This is a genomic window from Pyruvatibacter mobilis (genome assembly GCF_012848855.1).
In the GTDB taxonomy this organism is placed as follows: domain Bacteria; phylum Pseudomonadota; class Alphaproteobacteria; order CGMCC-115125; family CGMCC-115125; genus Pyruvatibacter; species Pyruvatibacter mobilis.
The window spans coordinates 754,087-779,846 of the sequence record NZ_CP051630.1; the positions used below are offsets into that span (position 1 = coordinate 754,087).

Consider the following 25,760-nt stretch of genomic DNA (forward strand, 5'->3'; position numbering starts at 1 on the left):
TCCGTTGCCCATGTCAGACGAGACCAGTGCCCGGCGGGGACGCCCCCGCATCAGCTTTGTGCGCCTCACCGCCGTGGCCCCGGACGATATCCTCGCCCATATGGCTGACCCGCGCGTTGCCGTGCATCTGCCCCTGATGACCGAGCCGTGGGACCGGGCAACGGTGGACAGCTTCATCGCCGCCAAGGAAGCCTGCTGGCAGCGGGACGGGCTGGGCCATTGGGCCATTCTCGACCATGACCGCTATGTGGGCTGGGGCGGCTTCCAGCTTGAGGACGGGGAGTGGGATTTCGGCCTGGTGCTGCGGGCTGACTGTTTTGGCCTTGGCCCGTCTATAGCGCGGGCGGCGTTGGAGTTCGCTCGGTCGGATGCCCGCATTTCCTATGTCACGGCCCTGCTGCCGCCGTCGCGCACGCGGCTTGCGGCGCTCCGCCGCTTCGGGGCACGGGCTGCGGGGGAGGTCACATATGATGGCCAGCGCTTCCTCAAATTCTGCATCGATACGGCTTAACTGACTGTATTGTCAGTTAAATCGGTTGAAGTTTGCGTTTTTGCAGATTGATTGTCGCATTTATGAGTAGGTTCTGATATTTTACTTGCATAACCTGCATGAAGGATTTGCGGGAGTGTGCCATGTCTGCAGGACTTAACTGGGACGATCTGCGTTTCTTCCTCGCTGTTGCCGAGGCAGGCAGCCTGTCGGCGGCGTCGTCGGTTCTCAAGGTCAATACCACCACCGTGCTGCGCCGGGTGGCGTCGCTCGAAGACTCGCTGGGCGCGCGCCTGTTTGACCGGTCACGCTCCGGCTACCGGCTGACGCCCCGGGGCGAGCGGCTGCTGGCGCAGCTGGCGCCGGTGGATCAGCGCCTGTCCGCGCTGACGCGGGATTTCGTGGCCGATGAAAATGAAGCCGACGCGGTGGTGCGGGTGATGGCGGGCGAGGCGGTGGCCTCGGCCATGCTGGCGCCGCGGCTGCCGGGCTTCCGCGACGAGCATCCTGAGCTGCATCTGGAAATCGTGGCCGAGCCGAGCCTCACGGGGCCTGCGCCCTCCGCCGGTGCGCCGGGCGGCTCGATGAAGGACATCGACGTGGCGATCCGTTTCGCCCGGCCGACCCAGGGCAATGTGATCGTCCGCAAGATCGGCGACATGGCTTATGGGCTTTATGCCAGCCGGGCCTATACGGCCGTGCGCGGCGTGCCTCGGGAGCCGGGGCGGCTGGAAGGCCATCAGGTGATCGGCTTTGCCGTCTCCGAAAGCCCGCTGGGCCCGGTCTGGTGGATGAGCCGGGCGGAGCAGGGGGCGAGCGTAGTCATCCGCTCCAATGCTGTGGGCGTGCGGGCAGAGGCTGCGCGCCAGGGCCTCGGTCTTGCGGCCTTGCCCTGCATTGTCGGCGACCGGGACCCCATGCTGGTACGCGTCGGCGAGCCGGAAGACGTAGGCGCGCTGGAATTGTGGCTGGTCACCCATAATGACACCGCCCATGTGGGCCGGGTGCGTGATGCCATGGACTTTGTGGTCGCCTGCGCCAAGGAAGCCCGGTCAGCGCTGATGGGCGAGGGCGCGGTTGCGGGAGAGCCTGCAGGCGCCGGTGCGAATGACGACCAGGCGGCGGTCACCGCGGCGGAATAGCGCAAAAGGCGGTGAAATCCGCCATTCAGGCTTGAAAAGCCGTCAAAACCATAGAGATAAGGCACGCGAGGCGGTTGCGCGCACGGCGCGGAATGCCCTAAAAGCGTGTCTCGCGTACTGAACGCTTGATAGCGGCAGGCACGGGCCGGCTTGATGGAAACCGGACGGAAATTGGGTGTTTCACCCATGACCGGTTACCTTTCGTTAACCAGCCAAGTCCTAGCTTCACAAGTGGTATTGGCTTTCGTGGATTTTCGCGAAGCTTGGCAGACTGAAGGAACGGATTGACGCGTCATGAGCATCGCTCGCGCTGACATCTCCGGCATCACCGCCACCGTCTCGGGTGTTTCCCTGGGCGGCGTTTCCGCATGTCCGCTACTTCTCGGCACGCGCCTTCTCCTTACCAGCCCCTGAGCGCTGGCAGTCCTTCGGTACAAGCATTTCGCGGAAGGGCGGGCATTCAGGGGACGAAGACGACTTCGAACCGTGTGGGAGAGACCCCCTCACATGCTTTGGCATCCGAGAAGGACGTAACAACATGATTCCCGATAGCACTTCCCGACGCGGCAAACAGGCAGCTGACAGCGCCGACCGCGTTCTGATTTTCGATACGACATTGCGTGACGGCGAACAGTCGCCGGGCGCCTCCATGAACCTGGATGAAAAGATCCAGGTGGCGGAGATCCTCGAGGCCATGGGCGTCGATGTGATCGAGGCCGGTTTTCCGATCGCATCGAATGGCGACTTTGAAGCGGTGTCCGAGATTGCCCGCCGGGTGAAGGACAGCGTGGTGTGCGGGTTGTCGCGCGCCGGCGCCAAGGACATCGAGCGGGCAGGCGAGGCGTTGCGCCATGCCGAGCGCGGCCGGATCCACACCTTCATCTCCACCAGCCCCGTGCATATGAAGCACAAGCTGCAGATGGAACCGGAGCAGGTGCTGGACGCGATCGTTGCCAGCGTGACGCTGGCGCGAAACCTGGTGGACAATGTGGAATGGTCCGCTGAGGACGCTACCCGCACGGACCGGGATTTCCTGTGCCGCTGCGTGGAAGCGGCCATTAAGGCGGGCGCTACCACCATCAATATTCCGGACACGGTGGGCTACACGGTGCCGACGGAATATGCGGACATCTTCACGATGCTGCGGACCAGGGTGCCGAACGCCGACAAGGCGATCTTTTCCACGCATTGCCACAATGATCTGGGTCTCGCGGTTGCCAATTCGCTGGCAGGTGTGGGCGCAGGCGCGCGGCAGGTGGAATGCACCATCAACGGCCTGGGCGAACGCGCGGGCAATGCGGCGCTCGAGGAAATCGTCATGGCGCTGCGCACCCGCGCAGACGTCATGCCTTATGACACCGGCATCAACTCGCAGATGATTGCCCGCGCCTCCAAGGTGGTGTCGAGCGTCACCTCGTTCCCGGTGCAGTACAACAAGGCCATTGTCGGCCAGAATGCCTTTGCCCATGAGAGCGGCATTCACCAGGACGGCATGCTGAAGAACACCGAGACCTACGAGATTATGACGCCGGAAAGCGTCGGCATCTCCAAGTCGTCGCTGGTGTTGGGCAAGCTGTCGGGCCGCCACGCCTTCAAGGACAAGCTGCAGTCGCTGGGCTACGAGCTGGGCGACAACCAGCTGCAGGATGCCTTCAAGCGCTTCAAGGATCTGGCTGACAAGAAGAAGCATGTCTTCGATGAAGACATCGTGGCGCTGGTGGACGACGAAGTCGCCGCCGGCAATGACAACATCAAGGTCGTGTCCCTGTCGGTTGTTGCCGGCACGGAAGGCCCGCAGGAAGCTGCCCTGACCCTGGATGTGGAGGGCGATGTCCGCTCCACCAAGGCAACGGGCGACGGGCCGGTGGATGCGATCTTCAATGCCATCAAGGCGCTGGTGCCGTATCAGGCGCATCTGCAGCTCTACCAGGTGCATGCGGTGACCGGCGGCACGGATGCGCAGGCGGAAGTGTCGGTGCGGCTGGAAGAAGACGGCAAGACCGTCACCGGCCGCGGCGCGGATACGGATACGCTGGTGGCCAGCGCGCGGGCCTATGTCAGCGCGCTGAACCGCCTGCAGACCAAGCGCCTGAAAACGGCGCCTGAAGCCATGGTCGCGCCATAAAGGGCGTGCAACAGAGTTAACGGCGGTGCACAAAAAGGCACCGCCGTTACTGATTCCATCCAGGTGCGCCATCCGGCGGGCCCCAAAACAAAGGACTGCGAAGAAGAATGCTTGGAGGCTTGCTGGGGATGCTCTCGGCCGATATGGCCATCGACCTCGGGACCGCTAATACGCTGGTCTATGTGAAGGGGCGGGGCATCGTGCTCAACGAGCCGTCCGTCGTGGCGATCATCAACAAGGGGGGCAAGAACCAGGTTCTGGCCGTCGGTGATGAAGCCAAGATGATGCTGGGCCGCACGCCCGGCAATATCGAGGCGATCCGCCCGATGCGCGATGGCGTCATCGCGGATTTCGAGATCGCCGAGGAGATGATCAAGCACTTCATCCGCAAGGTGCACAATCGCCGTTCCTTCGCCAATCCGCAGATCATCGTCTGCGTGCCGTCGGGCTCGACGGCGGTGGAGCGCCGGGCGATCCAGGAATCCGCGCTGTCCGCAGGTGCGCGCCGGGTCTATCTGATTGAAGAGCCGATGGCCGCGGCCATTGGTGCCGGCCTGCCGGTGACCGAGCCGACAGGCTCGATGGTCGTTGATATCGGCGGCGGCACCACCGAGGTGGCCGTCCTGTCGCTGGGCGGCATCGTCTATTCGCGCTCCGTGCGCGTGGGCGGCGACAAGATGGATGAAGCCATCATCGGCTATATCCGTCGTCACCATAATCTGCTGGTGGGTGAAAGCTCTGCGGAACGCATCAAGAAGGAAGTCGGCTCGGCTGCCATTCCGGATGACGGCGCGGGCATGACCATCGAGATCAAGGGCCGTGACCTGATGAACGGCGTGCCCAAGGAAATCACCATTTCGCAGCGGCAGATCGCCGAAAGCCTGGCCGAGCCGGTTGGTGCCATCGTCGAAGCCGTCAAGGTGGCGCTGGAAGCCACGCCGCCGGAGCTGGCCGCCGACATCGTCGACAAGGGCATCGTGCTCACGGGTGGCGGCGCGCTGCTGGCCAATCTGGATCAGGTGCTGCGCGAGGAAACGGGCCTGCCTGTGTCCATCGCCGATGAGCCCCTGTCCTGCGTGGCCATGGGCACCGGCATGGCGCTGGAGCATATCCGCACCATGCGCCACGTGCTGTCGTCGGTTTACTAGGTCAATCGAACGCGGCGAGGGGACCGCTGACACGGAATTGCAGGCGGCCTGAAGTGATTGGGTGTGCTTGAGGGATGGCGTTAATAATGCTGTTATCTCAAGCAATTAGCTTCTAGCCGTTTGCTGACGGTCTGACCGGGGCGTGGGGGCGCTTTCAGACCGGCAATTCGGCGGGCACGGCCATTTCCGGCCTGCCAAGAGGGCGTGTGCAGTGAGGGAACCGACCAACAGGGTCAAGTTACCGTTCCGGGTGTCGTCGTACCGGCTGTCGCTGGTGCTGACGCTCACCATTGCCTCCGTGCTGCTTGTCGGCCGCGCGGAAAGCTATCTGGTGGACCGCACGCGCCAGGTGATGACCGACCTTTCCGCGCCCCTGCTCGAACTGGCCTCGCGGCCTGTCGCAGCGGTACGCAATTTCATCGCATCAACAGACGAATACGCCTACGTCTTCGAGGAGAACGCGCGGCTGCGTGCCGAGAACGAAGCGCTGCGTGAATGGCGCGAAAAGGCTCTGGCACTCGAGCGCCGGGTGGCGCGTTTCGAAGCGCTGCTGGACGTGACGGTTGATCCGGCAATCCAGTATGCGACCGGCAAGATCATCGGCGACAGCGGCGGCCCATTCGTTCATGCCTTCATCGTCAATGTTCCGGCCTCGGAAGGCGCCGAAGCGGGGCAAGCAGTGGTGGACGACCAGGGGCTGATCGGCCGCGTCGTAAGTGCCGGGGCCACGGCGTCGCGCGTGCTGCTTCTGACCGACCTCAACAGCCGCATCCCCGTGCGGGTGGAGCCCGAGGGCTATCGCGCCATCGCGGTGGGCGACAACAGCCGCTTTCCCAAGATCCAGTTCCTGGCGCCGGAAGCGCGCCTCAAGCCGGGCGACCGCATTGTCACCTCCGGCCATGGCGGGCTGATGCCGCCGGACCTGCCGGTGGGCATGGTGGTGCTTGCCAGCGACGGCAGCCCGCGTCTTCAGACCTATTCCGAGTTCGACCGCACCAGCACCGTGCGTGTGCTGAATTATGACTTCCCGGACCTTGTGACCGCCGATACGGACGAAGCTGCCGCCGGCGAGGAAACAGCGCCGGAAGATGCCGCCACGCCGGAACTGCCGGGGGCGTCCGCACCTGCGGCCGCTGACCAGATCGTCGAGCGGGCCGGGCAGCCCGGTGCTGCATCCGGCACGGACAGCGCGCGTGCGGCGCCCGAGACTTCACGTGACACCGCGCGTGAGACGCCGCGTGAAACGGCCGGGGAAAGCGATCTCTGAGCCATGCGGGACCTGTCGCAAGCATTCTGGATCGCGGTGCCCGTCGGGCTGTCGCTGGTCTGCGTGCTGCTGGGGCTGATCCCGGTCGGCATCGGCACGGGCGGCACCACGGCCCCCATCTTCACGCTGGCGGTGGCCTATTTCTTCGCGGTGCACCGGCCCGAATTCTTCCCGCCCTGGGCGGTGTTCGGCATCGGCCTGTTGCAGGACGTGCTGTCGGGCGGGCCGCTTGGGCTCTACACGGTGGTACTGCTGGCCGGCTTCGGCCTCACCCATTCCCAGCGCCTGTTCCTTGTGGGCCGCAGCTTCTCCACCCTGTGGGTCGGCTTCATGGCGGTCTGCGGCCTTGCGGCGGCGATTGCCTGGTTCGGGGCGTCGGTTCATTACGGCGTTGTGGTGAACCCGATGCCGCTCATCTGGCAGGCACTGATCACCATCGCCGTCTATCCGCCCATGTCTTTCATCCTCTCCCGGATCAACCAGCGCCTGACGGTGCTGGCACCGGCGGCCTAGGGGGAGGGCGGAGCCATGGCGCTTGATAATCGCGATGAGGAAAAACAGAAGCTGTTCACCCGCCGGGCGGCGGTGATCGGCGGCGGCCAGCTGGCGCTGTTCACGGTGCTGGCGGGGCGCATGTATTACCTGCAGGTGATCGAAAGCCAGGAATACGAAATCCTGGCCGAGGAAAACCGCGTCAATGTCAGGCTGCTGCCGCCCCTGCGCGGCGAAATCGTGGACCGCTTCGGGGAGAAGCTGGCGAGCAACCGTCAGAATTTCCGTGTGGTGCTGATCCCCGAACAGACCGACGATGTGGAAGCAACGCTCGAGAAACTCTCCGAGATCATCGATATCTCCGAGCGCACCCGCAAGCGCGTGCTGCGGGAGGTGCGCCAGAAGCGCGGTTTTGTCCCGCTGACGGTGGCGGAGAACCTCGAGTGGGAGACCTTTGCCGAGATCAACATCCATACGCCGGACCTGCCGGGGCTGACACCGGAAGTGGGCGATACGCGGCATTATCCGTATGGGGAAGACTTGGCCCATGTAGTCGGCTACGTGGCGGCGGTGACGGATCGCGACTTTGAAGGCGAGGATGACCCGCTGCTGCAGCTTCCCGGCTTCCGTGTCGGGCGCTCCGGCGTTGAGCGGATGCTGGAAAAGGAATTGCGCGGCCAGGCGGGCAACAGCCGTGTCGAGGTGAACGCCTATGGCCGGGTGATCCGCGAACTGGCCAAGAATCCCGGCACGCCGGGCGATGAAGTGGTGCTGACGCTGGACATGGATATCCAGCGCTACGCCACCGAGCGGGTACGCGGCGAAAGCGCGTCGATCGTTGTGATGGATGTGGTGACGGGCGAACTCGTCAGCATCGTGTCCGCACCTGGCTTTGACCCCAATCTGTTCAATATCGGTCTCAGCCAGGCGGAGTGGGAGGGGCTCACCAACAACGAGCTCAACCCGCTGGTCAACAAGACGCTGGCCGGGCAGTACCCGCCGGGCTCCACCTTCAAGATGGTGGTGGCACTGGCAGCGCTTGATGCGGGGGTGATCGCCCCCAACCGCACAATCTTCTGCAGCGGCAAGGTGAGCCTGGGCAGCCATGACTTCCACTGCTGGAAGCGCGGCGGGCACGGGCCCATGGATATGGTCGATGCCATCAAGCACTCCTGCAACGTCTATTTCTACGAGATCGGCAAGCGGCTGGGCATCGACAAGATCGAGAAGATGGCGCGCCGCTTTGGTCTGGGTGACCAGCTGGCGGTGGACATGGCCGGTGAGAAGGCGGGTAACATCCCCTCCGCCGGGTGGAAGCGCGCCACCACCGGTGTGCCCTGGCAGCAGGGTGAGACGCTCAATGCCTCGATCGGCCAGGGCTATGTGCTGACGACGCCCCTGCAGCTTGCCACCATGGCCGCGCGCATCGCCAATGGCGGCACGGCGGTGCGGCCGTGGCTGGTCCGCTCCGTGGGCGGACAATTGCGCGAGATGCCGCAGGCGGTGCCCATGGGCATTCCGCCGGCGCATATCTCCATCATCCAGCGGGGCATGAACGAAGTGGTGAACGTGCCGGGCGGCACGGCCTTCCGTTCCCGCCTGCCGCTGGAAAATGCCGCCATGGCAGGCAAGACCGGCACAGCGCTTGTGCGCCGCATCTCGCGCGAGGAGCGCGCCCGCGGCGTTTTGAAGAATGACGAGCTGCCGTGGAAGTTCCGCGACCACGCCCTGTTTGTCGGCTACGGGCCGGTAGAAAATCCGCGCTACGCGATTTCCGTGATCGTTGATCATGGCGGCGGCGGCAGCGCGGCGGCGGCCCCGGTCGCCAAGGACGTGATGACCCGCGTGCTGACCCGCGACCCGATGAACATGGCCGCCTATGAGCAGGTGCCCGGCGGCGGCAACGGCCTGTCGCGGCGGGCAGCGCTCACCGGCAGGCGCAGCGGGGGAGGTGGCTGATGGTTCTCGAAGCAATTTCCCGCTCGGGCCGCCTGAGCCTCGGCGACAAGCTCTACGAGATCAATTGGGGCTTTGTCCTGCTGCTGACGGCCATCGCCTCGGTCGGCTTTGCCATGCTCTATTCGGCCGCCGACGGCAATTTCGATCCGTGGGCGTCGCGCCAGATGGTGCGTTTCGCCATGGGCATGGTGCTGCTGATGGTGTTTGCCGTCATCGACCCCCGGGTGTGGATGCAGCTTGCCTATCCGGCCTATGGCTTTGCCCTGCTGCTGCTCATCGGCGTGGAAGTGGCGGGCACCACCGGCATGGGCGCCACGCGCTGGATCAATCTCGGCGTCATTCAGCTGCAGCCGTCCGAGCTCATGAAGATCACCCTGGCGCTGGCGCTGGCGCGCTACTACCACATGCTTGAGCATGACCGGGTGTCGCATCCGCTCTATCTGCTGCCTGCCCTGGCGATGATCGGCCTGCCGGTGCTGCTGGTGCTGCGGCAGCCGGATCTGGGTACGTCGCTGCTGCTGACCGTGGTGGGCATTGCGATCATTTTCATGGCCGGGCTCTCATGGCGCTATGTCATCGGCGCGGGCGTGGCGGCGCTGATTGCCATCCCGGTCGGGTGGCAATATTTCCTGCTGCCCTATCAGCGGGAGCGTGTGTTCACCTTCCTTGATCCGTCGCGCGACCCGCTGGGCGCGGGCTATCACACCACCCAGGCCAAGATCGCGCTTGGCTCCGGCGGGGTGTGGGGCAAGGGCTTCATGGAAGGCACCCAAAGCCACCTCAACTTCCTGCCGGAAAAGCAGACCGACTTCATTTTCGTGATGCTGTCGGAGGAAATGGGCCTAATGGGCGGCCTTGCGCTGATGGGGCTCTATCTCGCCGTGCTCGGCTTTGCCTTCAGCGTGGCGGTGGGCGTGCGGCACCAGTTCGGCCGCCTGCTGGTGGCGGCGCTGGCGGTCAATTTCTTCCTCTATGTGTTCATCAACGCGGCGATGGTGATGGGGCTCATTCCGGTTGTCGGCGTGCCGCTGCCGCTCGTCTCTTACGGCGGCTCGGCCATGCTGGTGATCATGGCCGGCTTCGGCCTGATGATGAGCATCTATGTGCATCGCCAGGAAGAGCTGCCGCGCGGCGGCGGCATTCTCTAGGCCGCTTACCTGATCAATTTGATGATCCAGAACGCAGACGTGGCGCTCAGCGCCGTCAGCGCGCTGCCCCATGCCATGTCGACCGCAGCCATGCGCCACGGCCAGCCCTTGATGGTGGCAAGGTTGGTCACGTCATAAGTGCCATAGGCAAGGAAGCCGAGCGCTGCGCCGAGCAGGGCTGCTGTCTGCCAGTTGTCCTGCGCGAGCGCTGGATTGACCGCGAACAGCACGATGCCCGCGGCATAGATTGCGTAAAACAGGGCGGCGATCGCGAAGTTGGGCCGCTCGTGCATCAGGTCGCCCATCTCGCGGGCGTAGAAGTCCCGTGCCACGTGGCCCAGCCACACATAATCAAGGGCGAGAAACACCACGAGGGTGGCGATATAGGCGGGCAGGTGCTGGGTCATGACGGGCCTCGGGCAAAATGGCCTTCCGGCCGGTCAGTGGGAGCGCAGGGCGTCGATCAGGTCGTCCTTGGTCATCGAAGAACGGCCCTCGATGCCGATCTCCTGCGCGCGGTCATACAGCTCGTCCTTGGTCCATTCCTCGTAGGGCGGATTGCTGCCGCCTTTCTTCGAGGGAGACCGGGACGGGTCCGCCTGGGCGTTGGCGATGCGGGCAGCCTTCTCCTTGCTCGCCCCGTCCTCGCGCAGGCTTTCATAGACCTCGTCATCCTTTACGGACGGACCGTGGTCACTGGATTTGTTTTCGGCGGCCATGCTGGTGCCTTTCCTGCGGGTTGGGGGAGGGGATCGATGCCGGTGGTGTCTGAAAGGCCAACATCCGGGCATGCCGACAGTTCCCGCACAGCCCCGCTGCTGCCACCAGCGTCCAGGCGCCAAGCCGCCGGAAGAGGTCTGAAAGCCGCCTGAATCTGCAGGAAATGCGCCGTCAGGGCTCTGAAACCCGGTCCGGCGCGCCACGGCCCCGAAACCGGCACATGGTGCGGGCCGCAAAAGCGGTTTTGGTGCTTGCCCTCCCCGGACCTGTTTGCTATTACGCGCCCTCACTCGCGCAGGCGGTGGCTTTCTTCCAACGACAAATCACTTTGTCCGGCCGCCGATTTTCCCTGCCCGGATGGGCGCATAGCTCAGTTGGTAGAGCAGCTGACTCTTAATCAGCGGGTCCAAGGTTCGAGTCCTTGTGCGCCCACCATTCCCTTCCCGAATTCGTGATGATGCTGAATGTGCGTGGTTCCTGCCGTGCACCGGAACAGGATTGTCGCGTGTCACCAATCTCCGCAAGGCCGATGGGCCACAAGGGTCAAGATGGCCACCGGCGCGGGCGTGCGCACAGCTCTCCCACTGTAATGGGGCGTGGGCACGGGTGGCATGGACCGCGCAGAATGCCGGGACAGGTGCCGCGGCCCGGACCGGTCTGGCTCAGTCGCCGGAGGCAACAGACAGGAACTTTACCTCGGGATAGGACGCGCTGAGGGAGACGGTTCGCTGCAGCGACTCTACTGCACTGACGACACGGGCACGGCCGTCGGCCTTGGCGGTATAGAGCGCCCGGTCGGCGCTCTCATAGATGGCGTCCAGCGATTTATGGCCCCGGGACTCGGTAACGCCGATGCTGACCGTGGTGCGGATTTCCTGATTTCTGTATCTGCTGGCATGGGCCGACACCGCCTTGCAAATGCGGGTGGCGACAACGATTGACTGGTTGAGATCGGTTTCGGGAAGAAGGACGGCGAATTCCTCCCCGCCTATACGGCCGGCAAAATCGCATTTGCGAGTGGAGCGGCGAATGATGGCGGACAGATCCTTCAACACCCTGTCACCGCCCGGATGGCCGTAGCTGTCATTGATTTTCTTGAAGTAATCCAGATCGAGCAACATGAAGGCGAGGGGGCGCTGATAACGCCGGGCGCGCTCGAACTCGCGGTCGAATTCTTCAAACAGGGTGCGGCGGTTGAGCAGGCCCGTGAGCTCGTCGACCCGTGCCAGATGCCGCTCTTCCTGCAGGGCGATGTTCTTGCGCTTCAGGGTTTCGTTGAGTTCGGCAAAGCGATGGGAGGAGACGCCCTGATCACGGAACAGGCGCAGCATTATGTGCCCGGGAGGCGCGTTTTCATCCAGACGCATGAGATTGCCATGGATAACGAAGCGGCACCTGGTGTTGTCATTGCCCGGCAGGACAATGGATGTCGGGATCAATCCGCTGACTGTGGCGCAGGTTTTCAGCAGCCGGTTGATCTTGTCTTTGCTGGTGGGAAGCAGCTCCTGGAGCAGAGTGTCCTGCGGCACCGGGCCGGCTGTGTCGGCCAGGCGTGTCTCGGCGAAAGCGTCGAGCCATTCGCGGGCTGCTTTGTTGTGGCACAAGACCGCTCCCGAGAGATCCACAATGAATGTCGGGTCGGCTATGCCATTGAGGACTGATTTAATCGCCAGCGCGACCATGGTGTCCCTAGAGTGGCTGTTCGCTGAAATACTCGCGGCCGTCGATTTCAGACGCGGAGTCTGACGGGCGCAGGTGAACAATTACCCGGCACCTGCCGTCACCTGAAGCAATGGTTTCAGCGAGTTCAATTCGGGCATAGCCCAGATTTTCTGCGGCAATCTTGCCGAAGACGTTGGATGTCATCATGCACAGCGAGGTTCGTCCGTTGACGGATGAACCGAAGGGGCATTTTGAATTGACGAGCACGATGGCTTCGTCGGTGATGCGCTCGATGGAGAAGCCGCCATCTATGCGGCGTTTGAGGTCCACGAGAACCTGGGCGACAAGTTCACGATCCATAAGATCGCGCCCGAAATGTTGCCGGTATTCCTGATTGATCTGCAGTCCGATCATGCCGCCAACGACGCTGATCATGCCGGAAGCTTCTTCAAGCCCGGCCACATCTTCCAGGGTCTGGCTCCAGTTGGTCAGGAGCTGAACAAGGAAGTTTTCCTTGGACAGGCCGATTGGTGCAGCGTCGGGTAATTCATCGCCCATGCGCGCGACGTTGACTGTTTGTAATGCCATCTTTGTCTCCTTCCAGATGTCTGCGACGTCTCTTCAGGGACAGGCTGGGCGCACCGGCACTTCCGCCAGTAGCGGGTCAAGTCCAGTCAGGTCTTCAAGTATCCAGAGTCTGGCAGTCAGGTATTAATGGACAATTTCCACATCGAACTACCTGCGGTGACCTCTTGGAAAGGGATCGCGGGCCAAGTCGAATAGGTTCGAGCGCTTCCTGGCCCGAAAAAGAGGAGAACTCTGCAGTTTTCGCGTGTGGTCGGTAGCAGGGCTTGGCTGTGCAAAGAGTAAATCGCGGGCGATACGGACTATTTTTTGCGAAATTTTCTGGCCTGCTACGAGCGGATTCGAGTACCGCGCCTGCGTCTCATGCCATGCGCCAGAGCATCCATGCGCCGGTTGCGGCGAAGAGGAGGGCGCTGGCGATGCGGATGGCGGTCAGCGGCAGGTGGTCGACGGCCTTGTGGCCGAGCAGGACCGCCGGGACATTCGCCAGCAGCATGCCGAGCGTCGTGCCGAGGGTGACCAGCAGCACATCCTGATGCTGGGCGGCGAGGGCAATGGTGGCGATCTGGGTCTTGTCGCCGATCTCGGCGAGGAAGAACAGCACGAGCGTCGCCATGAAGGGGCCGCCATAGCGGTCGAGGCGGGCAGGGGCGTCCGGCTTGTCCGGGATCAGCACCCACAGCGCCATGGCGAAAAAGCCCGCGGCCACCGCATAGGTAAACCATTGCGCATCCACCAGCATGGCGACCGTGCTGCCGGCCCAGGCGGCCGCGGCGTGGTTGGCGAGGGTGGCTGCGAGGATGCCTGCGATGATGGTGAGCGGCGCGCGGAAGCGGGCGGCCAGCAGCAGCGCCAGAAGCTGGGTCTTGTCGCCGATTTCGGCGATGGCGACGAGGGCCGTGGCGCTGAGGAAGGCTTCCATGGGGCGTTGTTTCTTCTTGCTCTTGGCTCGGGATACCTGCGCACAGGCTTAGCAGGGTGCCTGCGCGGCAGATAGGCCATTGCTGCATGGGGGACGCGCTGTGGCTTCTTCTGGTGTAGGATCGTCGTGTGGGACATGAAGCTGCAAGGCCATGCCGGGGAGGGCAGGAGAATGCGCGTTACCCATCGGAACAAGCCGTCTGCACGGCATCGGGGTCGCCATGTCATGCGGCCCTTGGGCTTTTGCGCAGTGACCGTTCTCGCGGTGGGGCTGGGTGTGGCACTAGCTGCGCTGCCGGCGCGCGCGGAACGGGTGCCCGCGCATCTCGCGGGGCTGGCGGGGCAGGTCTATGACGCGTCGGGCGATACGCTCAAGGCCGCCCGCAAGGCGGCCTCTCCCGAGAAGCAGGCGATTTTCGACAAGGCGATGAATGCCTTCAAGCGGGCGCAGGTGGGGTCATGGGGCGGCAAGCCGGTTGATCTCAGCAAGCCCGTGGCCGAGGTGGCGCGGCTGATGAAACTGACCCCGGGCGACGAGACCACGTTCGACATCATTTCAGAACTAACCAAGGTGACCGGCGATCCGCTCGTCGAGATGGTGAAGTCGCATATGGGCGAGGATGCCTCGCGTGATGCGGTGCTTGCGGCCGCTGCCGCCGTGGAGCAGCTCAAGGCTGCCGGCGGGCTTGAGACCGGGCATGAAATCGCGCTGGAAGATGGTGACATGGTGCGCATCGACTGGTCGCCGCAGACCGCCGAACTGGTGTTGCAGGCGTTGCGGGAGAGCGATGGGGATGATGCTTACGAGTTCTCCCTGCCGGGCAAGACCGAAGTTGTGCGGGACGCGGAGACGGGGGCGCCGACGCTGATGGCGGCCCCCGACGAGAGCGCTGTGCCGCGGGCCTTTACCGCGCGTGAAATCCGCGACCGCATCGCGTCGATCTTCGGGCTGTGGGAGAACGAGAAGTTCCGCATGAAGATCACCGGTGGCAGCGCGGATGACGGGCGGGTGCGCCGCTCGCCTGCGATGATCGAAGCGGACATGACGCGGGTGCGTGAGGAACTGGACGAGCTTGGCAGCGCCAAGGAATTTGTCTGGGAGCACCCGGAGACGGCGGAGATCATCCGCCAGGAACGTTTCCGCCGCCTGGATGAGCCGTGGGAATACAAGGGCGAGCGGCAGATCGTGCCTGACGGGGACGCGCGCAAGGTGGCGCTGGAGCGTGAGCTGAAAACGCTTGAAGACGAGATGACCGGCAAGAACCTGCCGACCTCGGAACGTCTGGACCCGGTGGCATTCAACGCGGTGAAGGCAAGCGGGCAGGCGCGCCGGCTGACCATCGATTTCACCGAGAAGGACGGCCCGTGCTCCTATGTCTTCACCGACGCCTATTTCGATGGGCGCCGCGTGGTGGCACGGGGAACGCACAAGGAGCCGTGCTCGATGAACAAGTCCCTGCCACCGGCCATCTCCAACGAGCTGATCGCAAGCTGGTCACCGCCGCGCTGGCTGCTGCTGCGTGCGTCCTATGATGCGGACGGGGCGCTGGCGCTCGATGGGGCGCTGTGGGGCATGTATGTGGCCTATGATCCCACCGCGATGAGTGTGAACCGCATCTTCGATCCCCATGCGAGTGACGCGCTGAGCTTCCGCGATGGTGGCGGCGGGGAACTCGTGGCGCTCGGCGCGGCGGAGACCGCCTGGCCATAGGGGGCGCTGTCAGTTCACCGGCGGGTTCACCCGGCGCATGGCGTAGACCACGTCGTAATCCATGTTCTGGATCATCCAGCGTTCGAAGTTCGACGCCTTCATCTTCAGAAGGCCGCCCTGGGTGGGGCAGAAGAACACCACGTCCTTGATGCGGCCGAACCTGTCCTCGACGATGGACTGCACCACCACGGCATGGCCGCCGGCGATCTGGCCCGGCTTGCGGATGCCGACCCGCAGCTTGTAGCCCTTCTGGATGGCGCTCTGCAGCATGGCGAGGGAATAGCGGCCCCGCCGCGCAGGGTTGAAGGCATGAACCTCATAGCCGCGGCTGCGCAGGTAGTAGGCGATGTCGCGGGCGCGGTAGCCGGTGAAATGGCCGAAGCCCGCATCGATGAAAGCGCGGGTCGCCGTGGCGGCGTCAAAGCCCTGGCCCACCTTGCGCTGGACGAAGGCCCGCAGCATCTCCCCATGCATGGCGCCTTCGTTGAGGATCAGCTTTTCCTCTTGGAAGATCATGTAGGCGGCGGAGAGGCCCTCGCAGGCATGCTCATTGCCGATCTGGCAGAAATCCGCTCCCAGATTGCCCAACGGCTTGGCGTCATTGCCATACCAGTTGGCGACGCCCGTCTGCGGGTTGATCTCATATGCCCTTGTGCCGGGATTGTGCAGGCCGGTGCCGAGCGCTGAGCCCAGCGGGTCGCCGGCCTCGCGCACCTGGTCGGTGTAGCGCGGCTTTGCGGCGGCGGGCATTACCTCGTCCACCTCTTCGAGGGGAATGAGGTCGGTGACCGTCTGTTTCTTCTGGGCGGGGGTCAGGCTTGCGGGCAGGGCGTCCAGCGCGTCCTCGGCCAGTTCCGGCAGTTCCTCCACGGCACCGTCGGCGCGGCGGATGATGGTGCGAACGTCGTTGCCGATGGCCGGTGTGGTGGGGAAGTAGCGCGTCACCTGCTTCATGGTCTTGTCGATGAGCGCGTCTGACCAGGAGACGTCATCAGCCACGTTGCGGGCGGCTGCGCGCCAGATGTCTGCGTCCACGTTCTTGCGGCCGAGGGTCACCACCTCGTCCAGCGCACCGGCCCATTCGACCGCCACCGACAGGGTGGACACCCACCAGGGCAGGGAATATTGCGGCACCTTGTTGCCGTGAATGTCGGTCTCGAAGAAGGCGATGGCGATGTCGTCGGCGCCGGACGCCATGGCGATGCCTTCATAGAGACCGAAGGCGAGCGACGTTCCGTAATCCTTCAGGGCACGGTTCAGCAGATTGCGGCTGACGCGGACCAGCACCCGGTCCAGGCACTGGCGCTCCAGCGTGTGCACCCAGTCGAGCCCGTCCTCGTCCAGCGCCTTCACCGCATTGATGCCTGTATGGCCGAGGGCCGCCAGGGCTTCGCGTTGGATGGCGTCACCAATTTCCTCGCTGGTGGCGGCGCGGCCGCGTATCTCCGGTGCCTGCAGGGAGAGGGCGTAGCTCTTGGAGCTCATGGTCCCGCAGATCGCCATCCAGGTGGCGGATGAAATCACATCGGGCTCGCCGAAGGCCGCCTCGCCACGGCGCACGGTGGTGTGGATCTCTTCAAGTTTGGTTTTGCTGAAAGCCAGCAGCCGGCGGCCATTGGGGCGGCCGAGATAGGCCTCGGCGATCGCCATCCGGTGCAGGTCGGTCAGGTGCTCGGATTGGCTCAGGCGCTGGTAGTTGGCCAGCATGCGCAGGCGATCGCGTGCTTCGGCCTTGATGGCCTCGGGCTGGCTTGAGGCCAGCACACCGCCATAGGTGGCGGCCATGGTGGTCATCTGCTCTTCATACTGAGCAACTGCCCGCTGCACCCATGTGGCATAGACGGGAAACCGCTGGGACGCATCGCCATAGCGGAACTCCACCTCGTCGCCATTGTCCGGTAGCACGCTGAGGCGGGGGCCGGGCTCGACCTCGCCGACGCCGAGGGCTGAGACGATCCACCCGTAGATGCGGCGCGGCGGGGCGGCGAAGGGGGCGTATTCCCGCTCCGGTGCGTCACCGCCAATGGTGATGACGCCGCTATGGCCATAGATGACGCGATTGTCCGGCGTCACCCGCTGCCGGGTGAGGGTGAGCTTCGTGCTGCCGCCGGATTCAGATGTGACATCAACCGCAAGGCTCGACCCGATCTCCTTGGCGGACGACCCGCTTGTCACCACGTTGATGATCAGAGGCATGCCCCGGGTGATTGCCTCGAGGCTGCGCAGGGACGGGTCGTGGCGCTTGTTGGCAAGCCGCACGAACAGCAGGGTGGGGGCGGCAAGGCGGGTGGCGAGCACCGTGTCCTGGCGCGCCTCGAAGCGCTTGGGCGGGCCGTCGCCATCCACCCGCGCCTCCTGCGGTGCGTCATCCTTCCAGCGCACCCGCCCGCGGAAGAAGTTGAAGGCGAGGGCCGGGTTGGCGGCACTGCCGCTTTCAAAGGCTTCGATGCGCCATACGAGGTCTCCTTCCACCGCCTTGCGCGCGGCGTCGGGGATCTCGGGGTTCATCTCCTCGGCCTTGGGAATGTAGCTGAAGGTGAGGCGGGGCTCTGTTGCCCGGTCACCGCTGCCGCCAAGGTCGTGATAGAGGCCCTGCCATACCCGGTCGGCTGTGTGCAGCTCCAGGGCGCGGCTGTCCGTGTCCGGTGTTTTCTGGACGACGACCATCACCTCGTCCGGTGCGTCATCAGGCCGCCAGATGCCCAAGCTCTGGCCGAGGCCCATTTCATAGTCAGCGCGGACGGGTTCTTCAGCGGGGGTATCCGTCCCGGCCTTATCGCCGCCGCCTGCATCGGCCAGCTTGTCTTCCTCTGGTTCGCGGGCCAGCACCTTGTCGAGGCGGGCGATCAGGTCATCCAGCAATGCCATGCGGTCACGGAAGACTTCCCCTTCCTTGAGTTGCTTGGATGCCTCGGCGCGGCGTTCCTGCGCGCGTTTGTCGTCGCCTGCGGCCAGGTCACGCCAGAATTCTGCCTGACGGCGCAGCTCGGCCTTCTCCTCGTCCGTGAGGCTTGCATTGATGCCCGCCAGAATGTCGTCGGCGCGCTGACGGTTCTTGTCAGCGTCCGCCTCGCTGCCATCGGCCAATTCGTTCCAGCCATCGGCGCGGCGCTGGTAGCTTTCTGCGCTGGCCTGTTCAACTTCGCGGCGGGAGGCAAGCTCGGTCTTGAGGTCACGGGCCTGGGCCTTTGCACCGTCCAGGTCTGAATAGGACTGGGTCTCGATGTCAGAGACCTTGCGCTTTTCCGCGCTGTAGATGTCGCTCGGGCGGGGCGTGGTGTCGGCGGTCTCACCCGGGGCCGGGTCCACCGGCATCGGCTCCATCTCTATCGGCTCGGGCAGGGGAAGCGGTTCGGGCAGAACGGGCTCGAATTCGGGCAGCACAAGCTCCGGCAGGTCGAGGTCCGGAAGCTCCTGCGCCCTGGCCTGTGTATGGGTGCCGATACCCATGCTCATGCCCATGCCGGTGCCCATGACTATGAGCATGAGTGTGGCGGCGACGGCTGTGCCCTTCATGGCGTGTCGGCCCATGACCCTGATCCCCTGTTGGCAGTGCCTTGAAAGCAAAACGGCGGAAGCCCCGGTGAGGACTTCCGCCGCGATGTCGCGTTGCGTGCCGGAAGCGTCCTATTCGGACACGGACACGATTTCGACGGAGTCGATATTGATCAGCACTTCGCCGTCGGCCTGCTTCCACTTGCCGATCAGGAAGGCGATCTCGCCCGGCGCGCGCAGGGAAGTGAGCGGGTCGGTCTCGACGACGATCTTCGTGCCGTCTTCTGCGACCTCACCCCGGTCGAAGCTCACATGGTAGCTGCGGCCGCGCTTGTGCAGGGACAGGCGGATTGGGCGGGTCTCATTCTCCGTCAGCTCACTTGTCAGGCGTTCCGCCGACATGCCGGCACCGCAGCCAATGGCATTGCCGATGACGGGGCGCTCGAACTTGGTGATCGTGCCGCCGGAGTTCTTGTAGATGCCGACGCCGGCATGGCTGCAGCCGCAGCATCCGGCATTGCTCCAGAAGCGGCCGGCAAGATAGTTGGCGCTATCCTTGAAGAGGCCGAAGGTGACGTTGTCCTTGCCGGTCTTGAACTCGCCGGTGAAGGTGAAGTGGGCATCCCAGTCACCCTTGGGCAGGTCGCGCTTCAGGACAATGAGGTTCTGCGGTGTGTCGCTGTTGAACCCGGCAATGGTGCTGTTGATCATTAGCAGATTGCCGTCCTCGACGATGAAGGCGTCGGGGTTCGGGTTGTTGACGACCCAGTCTTCGCTCAGCTCGCTGTCGAAGCCATCGAAAAAGAACTGCGCCAGGGTGGGTTCAGCGGGTTCAGGCTCGGGCTCCGGTTCCGGGGCGGGCTCGGGGGCGGCTTCCACCACTTCCTTCACCTCGGCCAGGGCCACCTTCAGCTCATCCGCATTGCCGGCATTGTAGTAGGAGCCGTTGCCCTTTTCCGCGATACACTCAAGCTGCTCGCGGGCGGCATCATCCACGTCGAAGCCGACGGCATGCACCTTGGTGTCCACACCGCCCTTGGCAAGGTCGGCAGCAACGGCACACGGGTCGCCGCTGCAGGTCTCGATGCCGTCGGAGATGAGGATGACGTTGTTGTTGGCGTCATTGGTGGGAAACACGCCTGCGGCGGCCTGCAGCGCACCGGCGATGGGCGTCTTGCCCTTGGGCTTCAGCTCGTTGAGCTTGGCAAGAAGCGCCTCCGGCGTTTCAGCACCAAGGCCCGACAGGACCTCGATGTCGTCGCAGGCGCCTTCGGAGCGGTGGCCATAGGCGAGAAGGCCCACCGTCGTGCCCTCCGCCACATTGGCCAGGAGATCTCCCATGACCTCCCGAGCCGTCTCAATCTTCGCCGTTCCGTCGATCTGGCCCCACATGGAGTTCGACGCATCGAGAATATACACAACATTGGTCGCGGCAGCTGCGGGCAGGGCAGCGGCTGTCAGACCGGCGGAAACCAGAAATGCCGAGATGGCGGCGCGAAAACGCATCATTCTCTCCCCAAAATGGCGTGCACCCGGCAAAACCCTAACGGCGGGGTGGTGCACCGGCAATGGATGCAGACCCCGTCGAGGTCCCGGGCGAGCAATCGCTAAATCAGGAGTACCGCCAATAATTCAGGGTTTCATCATCAATAGTGATGATGAAATGCCGATACGGCGAATTAGCGGGTCGATGGGCGAAAAAGTGGTCTTCCGGCATGCCGCTTCCGGTTTGATTGCCATGCGGGCCCGCTGAAATACGATGACGAACAGACGGTCGCCATTGTATCCTCTGGCCGAGTTCATTCGGACGATGTGTTGGGTCTGCGGCAGGTATCAGCCGCGATTGCTCGGGGGAGCAATAGGCCGTCCATATTCGGTGCGTGGCAGGCGGTGACCCTGGCCACGGCGTAGGGCTATGGCAGACATTGTTTCCGGATACGTCTTCTATGAAATTTCCGCGCTGCTTGTGCTGGCCGCAGCTGTCGGCTTTGCGGGGCTGTTGCTGCGCCAGCCGCTGATCGTCAGCTTCATTGCCGTTGGCGTGCTGGCGGGACCGTCGGTGCTGGGCATTGCCCGGTCGGACGCGCATATCGACCTCTTGGCCGAACTGGGCATTGCGGTGCTGCTGTTTCTGGTGGGGCTGAAGCTCGACCTGAAGCTTGTGCGGACGCTGGGGCCGGTGGCGCTGGTGACCGGGCTGGGGCAGGTGGCGTTTACCTCTGCCTTCGGATTCCTGATCGCGCTGGCGCTTGGGTTTGACTGGGTGACGTCCGTTTATGTGGGCATTGCGCTCACGTTCTCGTCGACGATCATCATCGTCAAGCTGCTGTCGGACAAGCGCGAGATTGACTCGCTGCATGGGCGCATCGCGCTGGGATTCCTGATCGTGCAGGACCTTGTGGTGGTCGCTGCGATGATTGTGCTGTCGGCGATCGGCCAGGGGGCGGGGGCGGCCGACGGGGAGGGCGGTCTTCTCGATGTGATGATGGTGTTTGTCTATGGGGCGGCGCTGGTCGGGCTGGTGGGGCTGTTCATCCGCTTTGTGGCAACGCCGCTGGTGACGCGAATGGCGGCGGCGCCTGAGTTGCTGATTGCCTTTGCCATCGGCTGGGCGGCGCTTCTGGCGGCGGTGGGGCACTATCTGGGGTTCGGCAAGGAGCTGGGCGGGTTGCTTGCCGGGGTGTCGCTGGCGTCGACGCCGTTCCGCGAGGCGATTGCGGCGCGGCTGGCGGCGCTGCGGGACTTCCTGCTGCTGTTCTTCTTCATCTCGCTGGGGGCCGCGCTGGACCTTGCCATCCTCGGGGACAGTGTGGGCGCGGCGATTGTGTTCTCGCTGTTCGTACTCATCGGCAACCCGCTCATCGTGCTGATCATCATGCGCGCCATGGGCTACCGCGCCCGGACGGGATTTCTCGCCGGATTGACGGTGGCGCAGATTTCCGAGTTCTCGCTGATCTTCATGGCGATGGGGCTGTCGCTCGGGCACGTGACCGGGCAAGGCATGGGGCTTGTGACGCTTGTCGGGCTCATCACCATCGCGGCCTCCACCTACATGATTACCTATTCCCACTGGCTGTATGAGCGGATGGCACCGCTGTTGGCGCTGATCGACAAGGGGCACGGGATGCCCGAAGACTTGAGCGCTGTTGATGTGGGGAGCAAAGCGCCGGACGTGATCGTCTTCGGGGTGGGGCGCTATGGCGGCGCGATCATGCAGCGGCTGATGAACCGGGGCGCGCATGTGCTCGGGGTGGATTTTGACCCTGTGGCGGCGGCCGCCTGGCGCAAGGCCGGGCTCAACGTCGTTTATGGTGATGCGACGGACCCGGAATATGTGGCGCATCTGCCGCTGGGAAGCCTGACATATGCGGTGGCCACCATGCCGGATCACTCGGCCTCGCTGACCCAGGATGATCCGCGGCTGGCGCTGGCTGCTGCGTTGCGCGGGGCAGGGTATGACGGGCGGATTGCGGCGGTGTGCCATCAGCCGGCGATGCGCCCGGCGCTGGAAGACGCCGGTGTCTCGCTGGTGTTGGAACCATTTCAGGACGCCGCTGAGGAGGCGACCGATCTTATACTGGGGGCCGCACGGCCGCTGCGGATCAACCCGCAGGATCCGCTGGAGCAAATGTCACTGCCTGACGTCACGCCCAGCGACGTGCCGTCGCAAGCCAAGGAGAAGTCAGCATGACCACGCATTCACCAAATGCCGTATCCGGCAACCGGCCCGGACTGATGTTCTCACGGATGCTGGCCGTGTGCACCGGGGGGCCGCAGGATGTTGACGCCTTGCGCCACGTGGCGAGCCTTGCGGAGGCAGCGCGGGCGCAAGGGGCGGATCCTGTCGTGTCGGTCTTGTCGGTGGTGGAGCGCGAGCCGGGGGAGGATCTGATCCGCATCATTGGCGGGGCGTCGCAGGAGACGCTGGACGAGCTGCGGCGGCAGGAGCGGCTGGCGCATGTGCAGGCCATCATCAAGCGGGCGGGCCTGAGCGTGTCCGGCAAGCTTGAGGTTGTGACCGGCAAGATCTTTGTCGACGTCATTCGCCATGCGGCGGCGTGGGACATCGAGCTTGTGGTGAAGCCGATGTCGCACACGTCAGCGCTGCATGCGCAGGTGTTCGGCAGCACGGACCTGCATCTGTTGCGGAAATGTCCGTGTCCGGTGTGGATCCTGCGGAAGCCGACAGGTCAGGGGGCTGCTCAAGCGCCTGAGAGGACGCCGGTGGTTATGGCGGCGGTTGATTTCGATGCGTTTCAGACACCGGAAGATGATGCGGATGAGGTGCGCGCGCAGGATGCGCTCAACCGGGAGATCATGGTGTCAGCGCTGCGCATAGCGCTCGCGCATGGGGCAGGGCTGGTGATCGTGCATGTGTGGCAGGCACCGGCGGAGGGGCTGCTGCAGCGGGCCTCGCCCGGCATTACCCCGGCACAGCTGAGGCATTATGTGAAGGACGCGGAGAACCGGCACCATGCGGGGCTGGATGATCTGGCCGGTGTGGCGCGTGACATGCTGGGGAGGGTGCAGGGGACAAAGCCCTCCATCACCACGCGCCTGCTTCAGGGGCAGCCGGAAGACGCGATTGCCGAGGAGGCCAACCGGGTGCATCCGCTGGCCCTGGTGATGGGGACGGTGGGGCGGTCCGGCATTCCCGGTGTCATCATCGGCAACACGGCGGAGGACATCCTGACCGCCGTCGACGGGGCCGTGCTGGCCGTGAAGCCGCCGGGCTTCCGCAGTCCGGTGCGTGGCTAGGTGACGCCTAGACCGCGGCTGCCAGGTAGCAGGCCTGGTTGATGGCGCGCTTGGCGTCGAGCTCCATGGCTTCAAAGGCACCACCGACAAGGGTGGCGTTGAGGCCTGCCTCTGTCAGCTCGTCATAGAGGTCGCGGAGGGGTTCCTGGCCGGCGCAGATGATGACCGTCTCCACGTCAAGCGTCTTGGGCTCGTTGCCGACGAGGATGTGCAGGCCGTCATCGTCGATGCGCAGATAGTCGACACCGTTCATCATCATCACGCCGCGGCGGTGCAGGGCGAGGCGGTGGGTCCAGCCGGTGGTCTTGCCCAGGCCCTTGCCGACGCCGGTTGTCTTGCGCTGCATGAGATAGACCGTGCGGTCAGCGGCCTCCACCTGCGGTTCAACGCCGGTGACGCCGCCGCGCGGGTGGTTCTTGAAATCAATGCCCCATTCCTTGGCGAAGATATCGATGTCGAGCGCGGCGGATTTGCCCCTGTGGGTGATGAGCTCTGCCACGTCGAAGCCGATGCCGCCCGCGCCCATGATGGCGACCGTCTTGCCGACGGGCTTGGCGCCGGTGATGACGTCGATATAGCTCACGGCCTTGGGGTGGGTGATGCCCTCGATCTCCGGGGTGCGCGGCTTGATGCCGGTGGCGACGATGACCTCGTCGAAACCCTCATTCTGCAGCATACCTGCGGAGACACGGGTGTTGAGCCGCAGGTCGATGCCGTGCTTCTCGATCATCCGATTGAAATAGCGGAGGGTCTCGTAGAACTCCTCCTTGCCCGGAATTTTCTTTGCCAGGTTGAACTGGCCGCCGATCTCGGACGCCGCGTCATAGAGCGTGACGTCGTGGCCGCGCTGGGCGGCAACGTCCGCGTAGGCCAGGCCCGCGGGGCCGGCGCCGATGATGGCGATCTTCTTTTTCTCCTTCGCCGGCAGGTAGGCGAGCTTGGTTTCGTGGCAGGCGCGTGGATTGACCAGGCAGGAGACTTCCTGATTGCCGCCGAAGGTGTGGTCGAGGCAGGCCTGGTTGCAGCCGATGCAGGTGTTGATCTCGTCCGCGCGGCCGTCACGCGCCTTGTTGACGAAATCCGGGTCCGCCAGCATGGGGCGGGCCATGGACACGATGTCGGCATCACCATCCAGCAGCACCTGCTCGGCCACGTCCGGCATGTTGATGCGGTTCGATGTGATGCAGGGCACCGACACTTCCTTGCGCAGGCGGCCCGTCACTGACGAGAAGGCGCGGCGGGGCACCATGGTGGCGATCGTCGGCACGGCGCTTTCATGCCAGGTGAAGTGGGTGGAGATGATGTTCACACCTTCGGCCTCCAGCCGCTTGGCGAGCATCACGATCTCGTCCCAGGACATGCCGCCCTGCAGCATGTCCATGGCAGCGATGCGGAAGATTACGATGAAGTCCGGCCCCACGGCGGCGCGGACGCGGCGCACGACTTCGAGCGGAAAGCGCATGCGGTTTTCGTAGGAGCCGCCATACTCATCCGTGCGCTGATTGGTCTTTTCGACCAGGAAAGTCGACAGCAGATAGCCGGCGGAGCCGATGATCTCGACGCCGTCATAGCCGGCTTCCTTGGCCTTGGCGGCGCAATTGGCAAAGTCGTTGAGCTGTTTTTCGATGCCGTCGGCGTCCAGCTCGTTGGGCATGAAGCGGGCGATGCGGGAGCGGACGGGAGAGGGGGCGACGCAGCCTTCATGCGGTGCGAGTGGGCCTGAGTGGAGGATCTGCATGCAGATCTTCACGTCCGGGTCGGCCTCATGCACGGCATCGGTGATGAGGCGGTGCTGGGCAGCTTCTTCGGAGGTCGAGAGCTTGGCGCCGAGGCCGCCTTCGAGATTGGGGGAGATGCCGCCGGTGATGATCATGCCGACGCCGCCGCGGGCGCGCTCGGCATAGTAAGCGGCCATGCGCTCAAAGCCGCCTTCGGCTTCCTCGAGGCCCGTATGCATGGAGCCCATCAGGGCGCGGTTCTTGATGCGCGTGTGGCCGAGATCAAGCGGTGAGAACAGGGTGGGGTAGAGCGTGTCGCCCGGCTTTGTGGCAGACGGATCCGTGGCGTGAGCGGACATTCAATAACCTCCCTGAAAGTCACAAAGGGGCGGCGCTTCTTGTTATGTGCCGCCGCCCCG

Annotated in this window: 19 protein-coding genes and 1 tRNA gene; 12 read left to right on the forward strand and 8 right to left on the reverse strand. The window is 64.2% G+C overall.

Features of this window, described 5'->3' with window-relative positions; translation table 11 throughout:
- Nucleotides 1-10 precede the first annotated feature (10 nt).
- The 8 genes from HG718_RS03495 to rodA all read left to right on the forward strand — a co-directional run bounded on the left by HG718_RS03495 (nucleotide 11) and on the right by rodA (nucleotide 9,771).
- A complete protein-coding gene (locus tag HG718_RS03495) occupies nucleotides 11-511 on the forward strand; it encodes a GNAT family N-acetyltransferase (RefSeq protein WP_160588617.1) in 501 nt (166 codons plus the stop codon).
- A gap of 122 nt (nucleotides 512-633) precedes the next feature.
- Entirely contained in the window at nucleotides 634-1,632 is a 999-nt protein-coding gene (locus HG718_RS03500) for a LysR family transcriptional regulator (RefSeq protein ID WP_160588616.1), read from the forward strand.
- A 538-nt stretch (nucleotides 1,633-2,170) separates the two neighbouring features.
- Complete coding sequence (locus tag HG718_RS03505) at nucleotides 2,171-3,757, forward strand: 2-isopropylmalate synthase (protein WP_027841284.1); 1,587 nt, start codon at nucleotides 2,171-2,173, stop codon at nucleotides 3,755-3,757.
- Nucleotides 3,758-3,885: 128 nt separating this feature from the next.
- The gene (locus HG718_RS03510) at nucleotides 3,886-4,905 is read left to right on the forward strand and encodes a rod shape-determining protein (RefSeq protein WP_425300180.1); all 1,020 of its coding nucleotides are present in this window, start codon (nucleotides 3,886-3,888) and stop codon (nucleotides 4,903-4,905) included.
- 250 nt (nucleotides 4,906-5,155) lie between these two features.
- Nucleotides 5,156-6,172 (forward strand): rod shape-determining protein MreC, encoded by a 1,017-nt coding sequence (mreC, locus tag HG718_RS03515; protein ID WP_160588615.1) that lies wholly within the window; start codon nucleotides 5,156-5,158, stop codon nucleotides 6,170-6,172.
- Between the two features lie 3 nt (nucleotides 6,173-6,175).
- Nucleotides 6,176-6,685 carry a rod shape-determining protein MreD gene (gene mreD, locus HG718_RS03520; protein WP_160588614.1) on the forward strand — a complete coding sequence of 170 codons (510 nt, stop codon included), beginning with the start codon at nucleotides 6,176-6,178 and terminating at the stop codon, nucleotides 6,683-6,685.
- Between the two features lie 15 nt (nucleotides 6,686-6,700).
- Nucleotides 6,701-8,623, forward strand: a complete 1,923-nt coding sequence (mrdA, locus tag HG718_RS03525) for a penicillin-binding protein 2 (RefSeq protein WP_160588613.1) — start codon at nucleotides 6,701-6,703, stop codon at nucleotides 8,621-8,623.
- The gene (gene rodA / locus HG718_RS03530; protein ID WP_036264736.1) at nucleotides 8,623-9,771 is read left to right on the forward strand and encodes a rod shape-determining protein RodA; all 1,149 of its coding nucleotides are present in this window, start codon (nucleotides 8,623-8,625) and stop codon (nucleotides 9,769-9,771) included. Before mrdA ends, rodA begins: the two co-directional genes overlap by 1 nt.
- A 5-nt stretch (nucleotides 9,772-9,776) precedes the next feature.
- Here rodA and HG718_RS03535 read toward each other — a convergent pair whose 3' ends face one another.
- Together HG718_RS03535 and HG718_RS03540 are read right to left on the reverse strand one after the other, a co-directional pair.
- The gene (locus tag HG718_RS03535) at nucleotides 9,777-10,178 is read right to left on the reverse strand and encodes a DUF2177 family protein (protein ID WP_160588612.1); all 402 of its coding nucleotides are present in this window, start codon (nucleotides 10,176-10,178) and stop codon (nucleotides 9,777-9,779) included.
- A 33-nt stretch (nucleotides 10,179-10,211) separates the two neighbouring features.
- Nucleotides 10,212-10,490: a DUF7218 family protein gene (locus HG718_RS03540; RefSeq protein ID WP_160588611.1), complete on the reverse strand. Its 279-nt coding sequence runs from the start codon at nucleotides 10,488-10,490 to the stop codon at nucleotides 10,212-10,214.
- Between the two features lie 360 nt (nucleotides 10,491-10,850).
- Here HG718_RS03540 and HG718_RS03545 point away from each other — a divergent pair.
- Nucleotides 10,851-10,926: transfer RNA gene (locus HG718_RS03545), tRNA-Lys, on the forward strand.
- Between the two features lie 227 nt (nucleotides 10,927-11,153).
- On the opposite strand, the gene HG718_RS03550 is transcribed toward HG718_RS03545, so the two are convergent.
- The 3 genes from HG718_RS03550 to HG718_RS03560 all read right to left on the reverse strand — a co-directional run bounded on the left by HG718_RS03550 (nucleotide 11,154) and on the right by HG718_RS03560 (nucleotide 13,660).
- The gene (locus tag HG718_RS03550; protein WP_160588610.1) at nucleotides 11,154-12,173 is read right to left on the reverse strand and encodes a GGDEF domain-containing protein; all 1,020 of its coding nucleotides are present in this window, start codon (nucleotides 12,171-12,173) and stop codon (nucleotides 11,154-11,156) included.
- 7 nt (nucleotides 12,174-12,180) lie between these two features.
- Nucleotides 12,181-12,741 (reverse strand): methanogen output domain 1-containing protein, encoded by a 561-nt coding sequence (locus HG718_RS03555; protein WP_188658389.1) that lies wholly within the window; start codon nucleotides 12,739-12,741, stop codon nucleotides 12,181-12,183.
- A gap of 358 nt (nucleotides 12,742-13,099) precedes the next feature.
- The gene (locus HG718_RS03560) at nucleotides 13,100-13,660 is read right to left on the reverse strand and encodes a TMEM165/GDT1 family protein (protein WP_027841292.1); all 561 of its coding nucleotides are present in this window, start codon (nucleotides 13,658-13,660) and stop codon (nucleotides 13,100-13,102) included.
- 249 nt (nucleotides 13,661-13,909) lie between these two features.
- Between HG718_RS03560 and HG718_RS03565 the strand changes: the two genes are divergently transcribed.
- A complete protein-coding gene (locus tag HG718_RS03565) occupies nucleotides 13,910-15,370 on the forward strand; it encodes an eS6 family ribosomal protein (RefSeq protein WP_160588609.1) in 1,461 nt (486 codons plus the stop codon).
- A gap of 9 nt (nucleotides 15,371-15,379) precedes the next feature.
- Here the strand turns inward: HG718_RS03565 and HG718_RS03570 are convergent, their stop codons facing one another.
- Complete coding sequence (locus HG718_RS03570; RefSeq protein WP_160588608.1) at nucleotides 15,380-18,901, reverse strand: hypothetical protein; 3,522 nt, start codon at nucleotides 18,899-18,901, stop codon at nucleotides 15,380-15,382.
- 96 nt (nucleotides 18,902-18,997) lie between these two features.
- On the reverse strand, nucleotides 18,998-20,371 hold the full coding sequence (locus HG718_RS03575; RefSeq protein ID WP_160588607.1) for a vWA domain-containing protein: 1,374 nt from the start codon (nucleotides 20,369-20,371) through the stop codon (nucleotides 18,998-19,000).
- A gap of 409 nt (nucleotides 20,372-20,780) precedes the next feature.
- Between HG718_RS03575 and HG718_RS03580 the strand changes: the two genes are divergently transcribed.
- A complete protein-coding gene (locus HG718_RS03580; RefSeq protein WP_160588606.1) occupies nucleotides 20,781-22,556 on the forward strand; it encodes a cation:proton antiporter in 1,776 nt (591 codons plus the stop codon).
- Nucleotides 22,553-23,623 (forward strand): universal stress protein, encoded by a 1,071-nt coding sequence (locus HG718_RS03585; RefSeq protein ID WP_160588605.1) that lies wholly within the window; start codon nucleotides 22,553-22,555, stop codon nucleotides 23,621-23,623. The genes HG718_RS03580 and HG718_RS03585 overlap by 4 nt, the downstream gene beginning before the upstream one ends.
- A gap of 7 nt (nucleotides 23,624-23,630) precedes the next feature.
- Here the strand turns inward: HG718_RS03585 and HG718_RS03590 are convergent, their stop codons facing one another.
- A complete protein-coding gene (locus HG718_RS03590; RefSeq protein ID WP_160588604.1) occupies nucleotides 23,631-25,700 on the reverse strand; it encodes an NADPH-dependent 2,4-dienoyl-CoA reductase in 2,070 nt (689 codons plus the stop codon).
- Nucleotides 25,701-25,760: the final 60 nt, after the last annotated feature.